We start from the raw sequence: 14,194 nt of genomic DNA on the forward strand, positions 1-14,194 counted from the left end.
CGGGACCTCACGGATCACGGGAAGACCAGCGCGTCCGGGCCGAGGGGCGGCACCAGCCCTTCGGCCGCCGCGCGTGCCAGCAGGCCGCGCACGGCCGCGTAGCCGTCCTCGCCGAGGTCGGCGGTGAACTCGTTGACGTACAGCCCGATGTGCTGGTCGGCGACGGCCGGGTCCATCTCCTGGGCGTGCTCCATCACGTACGGGCGGGAGACCTCCGGCTCGTCCCAGGCGGCCCGGACGGAGGCGCGCACGGAGTCGGCGAGCAGCCGGAGCGTGTCCGCGCCCAGGGACCGCTTGGCGATGATCGCGCCGAGCGGGATCGGCAGCCCGGTGGTGCGCTCCCAGTGCTCGCCCATGTCGGCGAGCTTGTGCAGGCCGTAGTCGCGGTAGGTGAAGCGCGCCTCGTGGATGACGAGCCCCGCGTCGACCCGGCCGTCCCGCACGGCCGGCATGATCTCGTGGAACGGCATCACGACGATCCTCCCGACCCCGTCGGGGAGCGTGTCCGCCGCCCACAGCCGGAACAGCAGGTACGCCGTCGACCGCTCGCCGGGCACCGCGACCGTCCGCCCCGTCAGGTCGGTCCCGGCCCGGCGGGTGAGCACCAGCGGCCCGCAGCCCCGCCCCAGCGCGCCCCCGCAGGGCAGCAGCGCGTAGTCGTCGAGGACGTACGGCAGCACCGCGTACGACACCTTCAGCACGTCGAACTCGCCGCGCTCGGCCATGCCGTTGGTGACGTCGATGTCCGCGAAGGTCACGTCCAGGGCCGGGGCGCCGGGGACGCGGCCGTGGGCGAGGGCGTCGAAGACGAAGGTGTCGTTGGGACAGGGGGAGTAGGCGATCCGCAGCTTCTCACTGGTCATGCCGGTTCCAACTCTCCAGGACGGGCGCGAGCTTCCCGAAGGCCTCGGTCAGGGCCGCCAGGGCCTCGCCGATGCGCCAGGCGGCGCGGTCGCGGGGGCCGACGGGATTGGACACCGCCCGCAGCTCCAGCACGGGCACACCGTGCGCGGCGGCCGCCTCGGCGACGCCGAAGCCCTCCATGGCCTCGGCCAGGGCGGTGGGGTGACGCAGGCGGAGCTCCTCGGCGCGGGCGGCGGTGCCGGTCGCGGTCGAGACGGTGAGCACGGCCCCGGTCCGCGCCCCGGTCGCGGCGGCGGCCCGCCGCACCAGCGCCGCGGGCGGGCGGTGGGTGACGGTCCCGAAGCCGAGCCCGGTGACCGGCACGAAGCCCTCGGCCGTCTCGGCCCCGAGATCGGCCGCGGTGATCTCGTCGGCGACCACGAGGGAGCCGACGGGGGCGTGCGGGAGGAACCCGCCGGCGATCCCGGCGCAGACGACGAGGTCGTAGGGGCGGCCGTCGAGGGCGGCCGCGGTGAGGGCCGAGGCGGCGGAGGCGGCGGCCAGGGCGGGCCCCACGCCGGCGGCGAGGAGGTCGGCCGTCACCGGACCGGCCGCGGACCCCGGCGACAGCCGGCCCAGGACCGCCCCCGGCACCCGCACCTCGCCGACGGGCCCCGCGAACGCCCCGGCCGCCGCGTCCCGCTCGGCGGGAACCGCGGTGGCCACCAGCACCCGAGGCCCGGCGGCAGTGCTCAGGCGTCCTTCTTGAGCTTGAAGTTCCACAGCGCCGTGGTGTCCTTCTCGCCCTGCTTGATGGACACCAGGGTCGAGTTGCCCTGCGCGCCGTACTGGGCGTTGAAGAAGACGCTGCCCGGAATGGTGCGGTAGGTCTTCTTGCTGGAGTCGGTCAGCGGCTGGCCGTTCATCAGGATCGTCCAGCCCTCGTCGGCGACCTCCGGGTCGACACCGAAGCGCACGGTCTCGTCCGGGTCGACCGAGACGGTCTCGATGTCCGTGTTCTTCAGGCACTTCGACAGATCGGCGGACTTCAGGGCCTTGCCCTCGCCGCCGCAGGTCGCCTCGGCGTTCACCGAGGAGCTGCCGACGGTGACGGTGGACATCGGGGTCGGCTTGTCACACGCCGACAGGACGAGCAGTCCGGCGGAAACGGCGCCGGCGGCGGCGACGGCGCGGCGGCGTCGCACAGCGGATTGCAACCTGGTCATGGCCGAAGGCTATCGGGCGGGCCCGGCACCCCTCCCAGGCGGGGTGCGGCGTGCCCGGACCAATAGGGCCTTTCGTTCGGATCATGCCGGGCTCGCGGGGTCCGGCACCGCGCCCCGCCGCGTCGTCGCCGGCTGCCGGGGCTTTGCCACGGCGCCCTCCTCCGCCTTGCGACGCACGGCACCAGACCCCGCTCCCTGATCCGGCCTGATCCGAACGACAGGCCCTAGGCCACGCGTGTGCGCGGCGCGCCCGAGCGCCGGGCCGATCCGACCAGCCCCCGCACGGTGGCCAGCCAGCCGGTGCCGACGATCGCGGCGCCCACCGCCAGCCCGAGCGAGCCGTCGAGCGGCAGCACGATGCCGACCGCCCCGCCCAGCACCCAGGACATCTGCAGCAGGGTCTCGGACCGCGCGAACGCCGAGGTGCGCACCAGCTCGGGCACGTCCCGCTGGATCAGCGCGTCCAGGGACAGCTTGGCCAGCGCCTGCGCGAACCCGGCGATCGCGGCCAGGCACGCCACCAGGACCGCCCCGAAGAACACCGCGGCCGTGATGGCCGCGCCCAGCACGCACGCCACGACCGTGACGATGATGATCTCCGGCGCCCGGGACCTGAGCCAGGCCCCGACCGCCGTCCCCAGCGCGTTGCCGGCGCCCGCCGCGACACCGACCACGCCCAGCGACACCGCCGCGCTCTGCCCGCTCAGCGGGTGCTCGCGCAGCAGGAACGCCAGGAAGAAGATCAGGAAGCCGGTCAGGCAGCGGATGGCGGCGTTGGCGGCCAGCGCGTGCGTGACGGCCGGGCCGACCGTCCGCAGCCCCGGACGCTTGACCGGCCTGCGGTGCGGCCCGTGCAGATGCCGCTCGTCCGCCGCCAGCAGCGCGGTGTCCTCGCCCTTGGCCGAGTCCACCTTCGACGGCAGGGAGAAGGACAGGAACGTTCCGGCCGCGAAGATGACGAAGGCGCCGTACAGCGGCCAGCGCGGCCCGATCTGCTGCAGCCCCGCGCCGATCGGCGCCGCGATCCCGGTGGCCAGCAGCCCGCCGAGCGTCACCCGCGAGTTCGCCTTCACCAGCGAGAAGCCGGCCGGCAGCAGACGGGGCACGACGGCGCTTCTGACCACGCCGTAGGCCTTGGACGCGACGAGCACGCCCAGTGCGGCCGGATACAGCTCGATGCTGCCGGTGATCACCGCGCCGGACAGCACGAGCGCGAGCAGCGCCCGGGCGGCCATCGCCCCGGCCATCGCCGCCCGGCGGCCGTGCGGGACGCGGTCCAGCAGCGGGCCGATCACCGGCGCGAGGAGCGTGAAGGGCGCCATGGTGATCGCCAGGTACAGGGCGACCCGGCCCCGGGCCTCGTCGGTCGGCACGGAGAAGAAGACGGTGGAGGCGAGCGCGACGGTGATCATGACGTCGCCGGCGCCGTTCACGCCGTGCAGCTCGATCAGCTTGCCCAGGCCGGACTCGCCGGCGCCGTGCGCGTGGGTGGCTCTGCGGATGCCGCGGGCGGTCTTGGTCACGGGCAGGTGCAGAGCACGGCCGACCGCGCGGAGCGGGCCGCCCGTCCGGCCCGGCCCGCTGCGTCGGCTGCTCTCCTTGGCCCCTTCCGGCCCACCGGTCCCGGTGGCGCTCTGGGGCGTCCTCGCGGCTGCCACGACGTTCATAGTGCCCCGATATGGCTGTGCGTAGTGCGGTCACCGCGCGTATGGCGGCGCGCTTTCCGGCTCTGCGGCATATGCGGGCGGGCCGGAAACACCGTTGCGACGGGGCGGATGGTTCCGTCGGTGTAGGCCGAGCGCACGCGAGAAGGTAGCGTGCGTATCTCAGCCATCCCGCAGAATGGATGGAGGCGCGCCCGAGCACGATTCGGCGCGGACGTCGACGCGGTCCCCCGGTCCGCTCCGTCCGCCCCCGCGCTGGGAGTGGCGCACTCGTGAGACGGCGTATGGAGAGAAGCGATATCTGTGAGCGCAGCGACAACGCGAAGCCGCACCCCTGACCGTCTGTGCGCCGAGGCCGTCGACCTCGCCCGCGCCGCAGCCGAGGAGGCCGCCGCACCCGGGGTCGTCGGCGAGCACGTGGGGCTGGTGTCCGAGGGCGACCGCGTCGTCACGCACTTCTTCGAGTGCAAGGAGCTCGGGTACCGCGGCTGGCGCTGGGCGGTGACGGTGGCCCGGGCGTCGCGCGCGAAGATCGTCACGGTGGACGAGGCGGTGCTGCTGCCCGGCCCCGACGCGCTGCTCGCCCCCGAGTGGGTGCCCTGGAGCGAACGGCTGCGCCCCGGCGACATGGGCCCGGGCGACCTGCTGCCCACCGACGCCGAGGACCTGCGTCTGGAACCCGGTTACTCCGGCGAGGACGAACCCCCGCCGAACTCGGCCGTCTCGCACGAGATGGCCGACCTGATGGAGGCCGAGGACGCGGAGGTCGCCGCCGGGCGCCCGGCGAACATCCCGGCCGCCCCCTCGCGCGGCTCGATCGCGGCGGTGGCCGAGGAACTGGGCATGCGCCGCGCCCGGGTCCTGTCCCGCTACGGCCTGCACACCGCCGCCGACCGCTGGGAGGAGGCCTTCGGCCCCAAGACCCCGATGGCCCAGGCGGCCCCCGCCTCCTGCGTGAGCTGCGGCTTCCTGGTGCCCGTCGGCGGCTCCCTCGGGCAGGCCTTCGGCGTGTGCGCCAACGAGTTCTCCCCGGCCGACGGGCGGGTCGTCTCCCTGTCCTACGGCTGCGGCGGCCACTCCGAGGCCGCCGTCATGCCCAGGCCGCCGCAGCCGGCCCCGCCGGTGATCGACGAGACCCGGGTCGACCCGTTCCCGCTGCGGCCGTCGCCGGACTCGGGGTCGGTCCCGGTCACGGAGGACGAGTCGTCGGCGGAGCTGGGGCACTCCTAGCGGACGGCCCATGACGGGGGCCTTCCTCTCACGTTTCCCGGGAAGAGGCGCCGGCGGCACCGGAGTCCGGGGGAGCCGGTTCCGGTGGTGTGAGGCGTACTTCCGCCCACACGGTCTTGCGCGGGAAGGGGGCGTCGGCCACCCCCCAGCGGTCCGCCAGCGCCTCGACGAGCATCAGGCCCCGGCCGGACCCGGCGTCGGAGGAGGGCTCCTGGGGCTCGGGCAGCCGCTCGCCCCGCGTGTCGGTGACCTCGACGCGCAGGGTGCCGGCCACGACGTGGAGCGCGAGCCGGAAGTCGCGCCCCCGCACGCGGCCGTGTGTCGCCGCGTTGACGGCCAGTTCCGCGATGACCTGGCGGGCCGGATCCAGCGGCAGACCCCATGAGCGGAGCTGTTCTGCTCCGAGCAGGCGGGCGAGGCGGGCGCCGCGCGGTGTGGGGGAGAGCAGCACGCTGAAGGTGCGGACGGGCGTCGTGGGGGTGGTGGATTCCTGGTTCACGTCACTCAGCGTGGCGGTGCGTGCGTACCGTGAGAAGTCACTCGGTGGGTACGTACGGTCACTGTCCGCAGGTTGTCCGGTGCTGTCTGGGCTGTGCGGGCGGGACGTACGGGTAGGGCGCCGGGTGCATCGCAGGGACGACGGAGGGGCGCGCCATGACGGTCGAGGCGGAAGCGGGACGGCTCAGGAGCGAGGCGGACGAGCCGGGCTGGGAGGTGGACCCGGACGACGAGTGGGGCGTCGCGGTCATCACGACCGTCGGGCGGCAGCTGAAGCTGCGCCGCGAGGCGGCGGGGATGCGGGCCGCCGAGTTCGGGAGGGCGGTCGGCTATGGCGAGGACATGGTCTACAAGATCGAGGGCGGCAAGCGGATCCCCCGCCAGGAGTACCTGGACAGGGCGGACGAGGTGCTGGACGCGGGCGGGCTGCTCGCCGCCGCCTGGGAGGACGTGAAGAAGGTCCGGTACCCGAAGAAGGTGCGGGAGCTGGCCAAGCTGGAGGCGCAAGCAGTCGAGATCGGCATCTACGAAAACCACAGCATCAACGGCCTGTTGCAGACACCTGAGCACGCCAAGGCCCTGTTCGAGGCTATGCAGCCGCCGTATTCACCGGACGAGGTGGAACGCATGGTGGCGGCTCGCGTCGCTCGGGCGTCGGTTTTCGAGCGCTCACCTGCTCCTGCCCTCAGCTTCGTCCTGGAAGAGGCGGCCCTGCGGCGGCCCATCGGGGGCAGAATGGTGCAGCGACGGCAGCTCGAACGTCTGTTGGAGGTGGGTCGGCTGCACAACGTCATGCTCCAAGTGATGCCGTTGCACTGCGAGACGCACTCCGGCATGGACGGCAAGATCGAGCTGCTGAAGTTCGCGGACGGTACAGCGGTCGGTCGCTCCGACGGTGCGTTCGGTGGTCGGCCGACCACCGATCCGAAACAACTGCGCATCCTTGAACTGCGGTATGGCACGATCCGGGCGCAGGCGCTCTCGCCTCAGGCGTCGCTGGCCTTCATCGAACAACTGCTGGGAGAAACATGATCCACAAGACCACCGCCGGGGACGCCTCCGAGCTGGCGTGGTTCAAGAGCAGCTACAGCAGCGGCAACGACGGCAACTCCTGCGTCGAACTCGCCCTCACCCCCGGCACCGTCCACGTCCGCGACTCCAAGGACACCGAGGGTCCCCGTCTCGCCTTCGCCCCCGGCGTGTGGGCCCGCTTCGTCCCGTACGCCTGCGAGGGCTGATCGCGTTGCCCGGTCCGCCCGCCGCTCCGGCGGCGGGAGGGCCGGGTCCCGCCCGCGTCCTACGGCGTCCGCCCGCCGGGCGTGATGCGTGCTCGCGGCCGGTGAGGCGGTACCTTCGGGCTCACGCCGATGTGGGCCGACGAGGAGAGTGAACGTGAGCAAGTTCGTGCGCCCGGCCGCCGAGGGTGCCGATCCGTTCGGCACGGCACGTCTGCGACGCGGGGTGCTGGACGCGTGGGTCACCAGCCCCGCCCGGTTCCGTGAGGACGCCAACGCCGAGGAGGACCTGGTCCTCGGCGGCTACCGGGACCGGCTCGTCGTCGAACTCGCCCAGAACGCCGCCGACGCCGCCGCCCGCGCCGGGGTGCCCGGCCGGCTCCGGCTGACCCTGCGCGACGGTGTCCTGGTCGCCGCCAACACCGGCGCCCCGCTGGACGCCGCCGGCGTCGAGTCGCTGTCCACCCTGCGCGCCTCCGCCAAGCGCGACACCCCCTCCGTGGGGCGTTTCGGCGTCGGCTTCGCCGCCGTCCTCGCCGTCACCGACGAGCCCGCCGTCGTCGGCCGGCACGGCGGGGTGCGCTGGTCCCTCGCCGAGGCCCGCGACCTCGCCGGGGACCTCGCCCGGCACAGCCCCGGACTCGGGGACGAGATCCGCCGCCGCGACGGGCACGTGCCGCTGCTGCGGCTCCCGTTCGCCGCCGAGGGCACCGCCCCCGACCCCTACGACACGGCCGTCATCCTGCCGCTGCGCGACACGGCCGCCGCCGCCCTGGCCGAACGCCTCCTGCGCGCCGTCGACGACGCGCTGCTGCTCACCCTGCCCGGCCTGACCGAGGTCGTCGTGGAGATCGACGGCGACGTCCCGCGCACGCTCAGCCGCCGCACCGACGGACCGTTCACCGTCGTGGACGACTCGGTGGGCGGGGTCACCCACTGGCGCACCCGCGCCGCGCACGGCGCCCTCACCCCCGACCTCCTCGCCGACCGGCCCGTCGAGGAGCGCCTGCGCCCCCACTGGTCGGTCACCTGGGCCGTGCCCGTGGAGGCCGACGGCAGCCCCGCCCGGCCCCGCACCAGCCCCGTCGTGCACGCCCCCACCCCCAGCGACGAGCCGCTCGGCGTGCCGGCCCTGCTCATCGCGTCCTTCCCGCTGGACTCCACCCGCCGCCACGCCGCGCCCGGCCCGCTGACCGACTTCCTCGTGCAGCGCGCGGCCGACGCGTACGCCGAACTCCTCGCCGGCTGGCGCCCGGTGACCGCCGGGATCATCGACCTCGTGCCCGGTCCCCTCGGCAAGGGCGAACTGGACGGCGCCCTGCGCCAGGCGATCCTGGAGCGCCTGCCGCGCACCTCCTTCCTGCCGCCCGCCCTCGCACCGCACGACCAGGAGGCCGACGACGACCTGCCCGAGTCCCTGCGGCCGAGGGACGCCGAGGTGGTGGAGGGCGCGGGCGCGGACACCGTGCGGGTGCTCGCCGAGGTGCTGCCCACCCTGCTGCCCGCCGGGCTGGAGCGCCGCGCGGAACTGCGCACGCTGGGCGTGGCCCGGGTGTCCCTGAGCGACGCCGTGGACCGGCTGGCCGGACTGGAGAAGGAGCCGGGCTGGTGGCGGCGGCTGTACGACAGCCTCGCGGGGGTCGATCCGGACCGGCTGACCGGGCTGCCCGTGCCGCTCGCCGACGGCCGGACGACGATCGGGCCCCGGCAGGTGCTGCTGCCCGGCCCGGCCGACGCCCGCACCGACCCGGAGGTGCTGGCCCGGCTCGGCCTGAAGGTGGCCCACCCGGACGCCGCCCACCCGATCCTGGAGAAGCTCGGCGCGCTGCCCGCGACCCCGCGGGCGGTGCTCACCACCCCGCAGGTGCGGGCCGCGGTCGCCGCCTCCCTCGACGACGAGGGCGGCGCGAACTGGGAGGAGGACGCCCCCGACGCCGAGGAACTGGCGGACACGGTGCTCGCCCTGGTCCGCGACGCCGGCCTGGAGCCCGGCGAGGAGCCCTGGCTCGGCGCGCTCGCCCTCCCCGACGAGGACGGCGAACTGTCCCCCGCCTGCGAACTGGTCTTCCCCGGCGGCCCCTTCGCCCGGGTCATGCGCGAGGGCGAACTCGCCGCCGTCGACGCCGAGCTGGCCGGGAAGTGGGGCGAACAGCCGCTGGCCGCCTGCGGCGTCCTGGTGGACTTCGCGCTCGTGCGCGCCACCGACGTCGTCCTCGACCCGGACGAGCTCGAACCCCGCGAGGGCGACTTCCCCGAACCCGACGACGCCGGGCTGCTGGACGCCGTCGACGTGTGGTGCGAGGACGTCCTGGACCGCTTCCCCGACACGCCCGTCCCGCCGGTCGCCACGGAGATCGTCGCCGTGCGCGACCTCGACCTCGTCGACGACGACAGGTGGCCCCAGGCCCTGGCCCTGCTGTCGCGGCCGCCCCTGCGGGACGCGATCGTCCAGCCGGTGCGGATCCTGCTGCCGGACGGCACCCACGAGACCGTCCGGCCGTACACGGCCTGGTGGCTGCGCGGCCACCCCGTGCTCGACGGCCGCCGTCCCGCCGGCCTGCGCGCGGCGGGCGGGGACCCGCTGCTGCGGGGCCTGTACGACGAGGCCGACGCGACCGGCTTCGACGACGAACAGGTCCTGCGGGCGCTGGGCGTACGGACGTCCGTGGCCGCCCTGCTCGACGAGCCGGGCGGCGCGGCGGAGCTGCTGGACCGCCTCGCCGACCCCGAGCGCGAGGTCACGGCCGCCCAGCTGCACGCCCTGTACGGCGCGCTGGCCGAGCTGGACCCCGAGCAGGTGACCCTGCCCGACGAGGTGCGCGCGGTCGTCGACGGGCGGGTGGAGGTCGTGGACGCCGCCGACGCGGTCGTGGTCGACTCACCCGACCTGCTGCCCTTCACCGAGGGCGTCCCGCTGCTCCCGGTCCGCCCGTCGCGCGCCGCCGACCTGGCGGAGCTGTTCCAGGTGCGGCGGCTGAGCGAGTCCGTCACCGGCGAGGTGGACTCCGAGGGCACCGAGCACGAGGTGCCGGAGCCGGTGCGGGTGCTGCTCGGCCCGCTGACCCCCGCGACCTACGTCGAGCACGGGGAACTCGTCGTCGACGGTGTGGAGATCGACTGGCGGCTGACGGACGACGGCGTCCTGCACGCGTCGACCCTGGAGGGCGTCGCCGCGGGCCTGGCCTGGGCGGCCGGCCAGTGGCCGCGGCGCTTCGAGGTGGCGGCACTGCTGGAGGACCCGTCGCGGACGGGGGAGCTGGCGCGGGACCGGTGGTTCGACTGACCCGCGGGTAGCGGGTGACCGCGTCGGCGCGCAGGAGTACCGGTCGCGGTTCACCGGCAGGGGCGCCGTCCGTTCGCCGACGGCGCCCCTGCCGGTTACGCGGCGTCCCGCTCGGCGAGGAATTCGAGCAGCAGGGTGAACAGGCGGTCCACGGCCCGTGCCTGCTGCCGGTCGCTCAGCGACGCCCAGTGCCGGATCCCCGCACCCGGGAACGCCTCCTCCAGGACGAGCGCCCGCCAGCCGAGACTGCTCTCCTCGCCCCCGCGGGCGACGAGCCACTCGGTGAACCCGTGCAGCAGGGCGCCCGAACGGCCCAGGTCGTACCCGTCGAGGAAGGTGACCGTCGGGTAGTACGAGGTGTCCAGACCGTACAGTCCGGGTCTGGCCCGGATCCGCTCGATCAGCTCTCTGTCGTCCACAGCGCTTCCTCGGGATCGGTGGTTCGACTGACCGCGAAAACTCCCGCGAATCTTTTCACCATCCGTACAACCATTCACCCAGGTGGCGAATCTGATCACCTGAGTCAACAGACTCCCTGATCACCTGGGTCCCGGGCGTGACGACGCGCCATGGGGGAGCGACGAGCGCCGGGACCCCTCTCCATCTGGGGAACACATGCGTATTCGCGCCACCGTGGCCGCCGTCTCCGGCGCCCTGGCCCTCTCCGCCCTCGCCGTGCCCGCCGCACAGGCCGACGGCTCCTCGTACGACAAGTCCTCGCACGGCAAGGGCGACCTCGTGGAGGCCGTGCAGTCCGCGCGGCAGGCGGCGTCCGGTCCGTCCGCCTACACCGCCGCGGACACCGGCGTCCCCTACGCGCTGGACCTCTCCTTCTCCAACGTGAAGGTGAACAACGGCAAGCCGATCGTCGCCGGCATCAGCAACCAGGTGACGGTCCCGGTGACCTACACGGTCACGCACGAAGCGGGCATGGACCTCAACGCCCCCGACTTCATGATCGACGTCGAGATCTACCGCGGCACCTCGTACGAGAACGCGACCAAGGTCCTCTTCGGCGACGACTGGCCGGTCTGCACGCCGGTCTCGTCGACCAAGGACACCTGCAAGGGCACCATCGACGTCTACCCGGACGTCGAGCTGGTCAACGCCGACGCCGCCACCTGGAAGGTGGGGGGCTACGCGTACGACTGGAACGACCAGGACCCGCTCGCCGAGGAGATCGACTGGAACCAGGTCGGTTTCGCCTACCAGGACGGCCTGGGCACCACCAAGCTCCAGCGTTACTCCAAGCTCACCGTCAACGCCTCCCCCGAGCCGGTGAAGAAGGGCAGGACCATCACGGTCACGGGCAAGCTGTCCCGCGCCAACTGGGAGACCCACAAGTACGCGGGGTACACCGGCCAGCCGGTGAAGCTGCAGTTCCGCAAGAAGGGCAGCGACACCTACACGACGCTGAAGACCGTCACGACGAACTCCACGGGCGAGCTGAAGACCACGGTGACCGCGTCCACCGACGGCTACTTCCGCTACTCCTTCGCGGGCACCGCGACCACCCCGGCCGTCAACGCCACGGGTGACTTCGTCGACGTGCAGTAGAAGCAGCGGGAGCAGGAGCGCCCGCGCCCGTGCCCGCGTGCGCCGCGCCGCCGGTTCCGGGACGACCCGGAGCCGGCGGCGTCCGGCGTCCGGCGTCCGGCGTCCGGCGTTCTGCGGCCGCCGGATGCCGGACGCCGGCCCGGGGCCCGGCCGCTCACGCGGGGAAGCGGTGGTCCACCCGCCTCCACAGCACCTCCAGGGCGGCGACCGCCCCCGCCGCGACGCCGACCGCGATCCACGGCACCGTCACGCCCACCAGCTTCAGCGCGAAGAACTCCTGCAGCCACGGCACGACCAGGACCACCAGGAACGCCCCGCCCATCGCCGCCACCAGGGCGATCCGCCACCAGGTGTAGGGGCGGGCGACGATCGCCAGCACCCACATCGAGATCAGGAAGAGCGTGAGCGTGGCGGCGCTGGTCTCCGCGTCCAGCGCGTGCGGGCCCGTGTAGTGCGCCCGGGCGATCAGGTACGTGGCGAAGGTCGCCAGCGCGGCCAGCACCCCGCCCGGGATCGCGTACCGCATCACGCGCCGCACGAAGTGCGGTCTGGCCCGTTCCTTGTTGGGGGCCAGGGCGAGGAAGAACGCGGGGACGCCGATGGTGAGCGTCGACAGCAGGGTCAGGTGGCGCGGCAGGAACGGGTACTCGACCCGCGAGCAGACCACCAGGATCGCCAGCAGCACCGAGTAGACCGTCTTGACGAGGAAGAGCGTCGCGACCCGGGTGATGTTGCCGATGACCCGGCGGCCCTCGGCGACCACCGAGGGCAGCGCGGCGAAGCTGTTGTCCAGCAGCACGATCTGCGCGACCGCCCGGGTGGCCTCCGAGCCGGAGCCCATCGCGACCCCGATGTCGGCGTCCTTCAGGGCGAGGACGTCGTTCACGCCGTCGCCGGTCATCGCGACCGTGTGCCCGCGGGACTGCAGGGCGCCCACCATGTCCCGCTTCTGCTGCGGGGTGACCCGCCCGAAGACCGTGCCCTCGTCCAGGGCCCGCGCCATGCCGTCCCGGCCGGCGGGCAGCCGGCGCGCGTCGACGGTGGTGCCCTTCAGCCCCAGCTTGGCGGCGACCGCGCCGACCGAGACCGCGTTGTCGCCGGAGACGACCTTGGCGCGGACGTCCTGCTCGGCGAAGTAGCGCAGGGTGTCGGCGGCGTCGGGCCGCAGCCGCTGCTCCAGGACGACCAGGGCGGCCGGCTCGACCCCCTCGGCGACCCGGGGGTCGTCGAGGCCGCGGCCGGCGCGGGCGAGCAGCAGCACGCGCAGGCCCTGCTCGTTCATCCGCCCGGTGTCGGCCAGGGCCGGGTCGTCCTCGGGGAGGAGGACGTCCGGCGCCCCGAGCAGCCACGTGCCGGACGCGCCGCCGGCCTCCTCGAAGGAGGCGCCGCTGTACTTGCGCGCGGAGGAGAAGGGCAGGGCCCCGGTGCACCGCCAGCCGCCGGGGTCCGGGCAGGCGTCGGCGATCGCCCGCAGGGAGGCGTTCGGCCGCGGGTCCGACGCGCCCAGGGCGCCGAGCACCTGCCGTACGTACGTCTCGTCCGCGCCGTCCAGGGGGGTGAGGCCGGTGAGGTCCATGCCGCCCTCGGTGAGGGTGCCGGTCTTGTCGAGGCAGACGGTGTCGACGCGGGCGAGGCCCTCGATGGCGGGGAGTTCCTGGACGAGGCACTGCCTGCGGCCGAGGCGGACGACGCCGATCGCGAAGGCGACGGAGGTGAGGAGGACCAGCCCTTCGGGGACCATGGGCACGATGCCGCCCACGGTGCGGGCGACGGAGTCCTCGAGGTCGCTGTCCTCGACGACGAGCTGGCTGACGACCAGGCCGATCGCGGTCGGGACCATCATCCACGTCACGTACTTGAGGATCGTGGAGATGCCGGAGCGCAGCTCGGAGTGGACGAGGGTGAAGCGGGAGGCCTCCTCGGCGAGCTGCGCGGCGTACGCCTCGCGCCCCACCTTCGTCGCCTGGAAGGCGCCCCCGCCCGCGACGACGAAGCTGCCCGACATCACCTGGTCGCCGGGCCGTTTGACGACCGGGTCGGCCTCGCCGGTGAGCAGCGACTCGTCGATCTCGAGACCGTCGGCCTCGACGCACACCCCGTCGACGACGATCTTGTCGCCCGGCCCGATCTCGATGAGGTCGTCCAGCACGATCCCGGACGTGCCGACCTCGGTGGCGGCCCCGTCCCGGCGCACCGTCGGCCGGACCTCGCCGATCAGCGCGAGGGAGTCGAGGGTCTTCTTCGCCCGCCACTCCTGGACGATGCCGATGCCGGTGTTGGCGAGGATCACGAAGCCGAAGAGGCTGTCCTGGATCGGGGCGACGACCAGCATGACCAGCCAGAGCACGCCGATGACCGCGTTGAAGCGGGTGAAGACGTTCGCGCGGACGATGTCGAGGGTGGAGCGGCTGCTGCGCACCGGCACGTCGTTGACCTGTCCGCGCGCCACCCGCTCGGCCACCTGCGCGGCCGTCAGCCCGGTCGCCCGTGGGGTGGCCGCGCCGGAGGGCGCGGAGCCGGTCCGGGCGTCCGCGTCGAGATGCGTCATGCATTCGACGGTACGTGCGGAGGGAGGGCTTCACCCGCCGGTGCGGGGAAGATCCGACTTGAGGAGGACATGTCCGGCGGGACGTGCCGCCCCGGTACTACGCCCCGCGC

Annotated in this window: 12 protein-coding genes; 5 read left to right on the forward strand and 7 right to left on the reverse strand. The window is 73.9% G+C overall.

All coding sequences use genetic code 11. The annotated features are described in order from the left end of the window. Window positions 1–14: 14 nt before the first annotated feature. From AB0L29_RS03805 to AB0L29_RS03820, 4 genes are all read right to left on the reverse strand, one after another. On the reverse strand, window positions 15–863 hold the full coding sequence (locus tag AB0L29_RS03805) for a 1,4-dihydroxy-6-naphthoate synthase (protein ID WP_365822974.1): 849 nt from the start codon (window positions 861–863) through the stop codon (window positions 15–17). Then, window positions 853–1,626 carry a futalosine hydrolase gene (locus AB0L29_RS03810; protein ID WP_365822976.1) on the reverse strand — a complete coding sequence of 258 codons (774 nt, stop codon included), beginning with the start codon at window positions 1,624–1,626 and terminating at the stop codon, window positions 853–855. The genes AB0L29_RS03805 and AB0L29_RS03810 overlap by 11 nt, the downstream gene beginning before the upstream one ends. Beyond that, window positions 1,596–2,069, reverse strand: a complete 474-nt coding sequence (locus AB0L29_RS03815; RefSeq protein WP_365822978.1) for a DUF2771 domain-containing protein — start codon at window positions 2,067–2,069, stop codon at window positions 1,596–1,598. The genes AB0L29_RS03810 and AB0L29_RS03815 overlap by 31 nt, the downstream gene beginning before the upstream one ends. A gap of 224 nt (window positions 2,070–2,293) precedes the next feature. Next, window positions 2,294–3,727 (reverse strand): MFS transporter, encoded by a 1,434-nt coding sequence (locus AB0L29_RS03820; protein ID WP_365822980.1) that lies wholly within the window; start codon window positions 3,725–3,727, stop codon window positions 2,294–2,296. A gap of 309 nt (window positions 3,728–4,036) precedes the next feature. Between AB0L29_RS03820 and AB0L29_RS03825 the strand changes: the two genes are divergently transcribed. Beyond that, window positions 4,037–4,963, forward strand: coding sequence for a DUF3027 domain-containing protein (locus AB0L29_RS03825; protein WP_365822982.1), 927 nt, complete (start codon window positions 4,037–4,039; stop codon window positions 4,961–4,963). A gap of 28 nt (window positions 4,964–4,991) precedes the next feature. Here AB0L29_RS03825 and AB0L29_RS03830 read toward each other — a convergent pair whose 3' ends face one another. After that, window positions 4,992–5,462, reverse strand: coding sequence for an ATP-binding protein (locus AB0L29_RS03830; protein WP_365822984.1), 471 nt, complete (start codon window positions 5,460–5,462; stop codon window positions 4,992–4,994). Between the two features lie 155 nt (window positions 5,463–5,617). Between AB0L29_RS03830 and AB0L29_RS03835 the strand changes: the two genes are divergently transcribed. From AB0L29_RS03835 to AB0L29_RS03845, 3 genes are all read left to right on the forward strand, one after another. After that, the gene (locus AB0L29_RS03835; RefSeq protein ID WP_365822986.1) at window positions 5,618–6,493 is read left to right on the forward strand and encodes a helix-turn-helix transcriptional regulator; all 876 of its coding nucleotides are present in this window, start codon (window positions 5,618–5,620) and stop codon (window positions 6,491–6,493) included. Next, window positions 6,490–6,699 carry a DUF397 domain-containing protein gene (locus tag AB0L29_RS03840; RefSeq protein ID WP_365822988.1) on the forward strand — a complete coding sequence of 70 codons (210 nt, stop codon included), beginning with the start codon at window positions 6,490–6,492 and terminating at the stop codon, window positions 6,697–6,699. Before AB0L29_RS03835 ends, AB0L29_RS03840 begins: the two co-directional genes overlap by 4 nt. A 154-nt stretch (window positions 6,700–6,853) precedes the next feature. Further along, entirely contained in the window at window positions 6,854–9,979 is a 3,126-nt protein-coding gene (locus AB0L29_RS03845) for a molecular chaperone Hsp90 (RefSeq protein ID WP_365822990.1), read from the forward strand. 95 nt (window positions 9,980–10,074) lie between these two features. Here the strand turns inward: AB0L29_RS03845 and AB0L29_RS03850 are convergent, their stop codons facing one another. After that, window positions 10,075–10,398, reverse strand: coding sequence for a hypothetical protein (locus AB0L29_RS03850; protein WP_365822992.1), 324 nt, complete (start codon window positions 10,396–10,398; stop codon window positions 10,075–10,077). A 196-nt stretch (window positions 10,399–10,594) separates the two neighbouring features. Between AB0L29_RS03850 and AB0L29_RS03855 the strand changes: the two genes are divergently transcribed. Beyond that, window positions 10,595–11,536 (forward strand): hypothetical protein, encoded by a 942-nt coding sequence (locus AB0L29_RS03855; protein ID WP_365822994.1) that lies wholly within the window; start codon window positions 10,595–10,597, stop codon window positions 11,534–11,536. A 154-nt stretch (window positions 11,537–11,690) separates the two neighbouring features. Here AB0L29_RS03855 and AB0L29_RS03860 read toward each other — a convergent pair whose 3' ends face one another. Next, entirely contained in the window at window positions 11,691–14,084 is a 2,394-nt protein-coding gene (locus tag AB0L29_RS03860) for an HAD-IC family P-type ATPase (protein ID WP_365822996.1), read from the reverse strand. Window positions 14,085–14,194: the final 110 nt, after the last annotated feature.

This window comes from Streptomyces sp. NPDC052701 (assembly GCF_040678355.1).
GTDB lineage: Bacteria > Actinomycetota > Actinomycetes > Streptomycetales > Streptomycetaceae > Streptomyces.

What these genes read in the sequence shown, in the direction of transcription:
- AB0L29_RS03805 (WP_365822974.1), bottom strand. Translation starts at nt 863, where the DNA reads ATGACCAGTGAGAAGCTGCGGATCGCCTACTCCCCCTGTCCCAACGAC.
- AB0L29_RS03815 (WP_365822978.1), bottom strand. Translation starts at nt 2,069, where the DNA reads ATGACCAGGTTGCAATCCGCTGTGCGACGCCGCCGCGCCGTCGCCGCC.
- AB0L29_RS03835 (WP_365822986.1), top strand. Translation starts at nt 5,618, where the DNA reads ATGACGGTCGAGGCGGAAGCGGGACGGCTCAGGAGCGAGGCGGACGAG.
- AB0L29_RS03840 (WP_365822988.1), top strand. Translation starts at nt 6,490, where the DNA reads ATGATCCACAAGACCACCGCCGGGGACGCCTCCGAGCTGGCGTGGTTC.
- AB0L29_RS03855 (WP_365822994.1), top strand. Translation starts at nt 10,595, where the DNA reads ATGCGTATTCGCGCCACCGTGGCCGCCGTCTCCGGCGCCCTGGCCCTC.
- AB0L29_RS03860 (WP_365822996.1), bottom strand. Translation starts at nt 14,084, where the DNA reads ATGACGCATCTCGACGCGGACGCCCGGACCGGCTCCGCGCCCTCCGGC.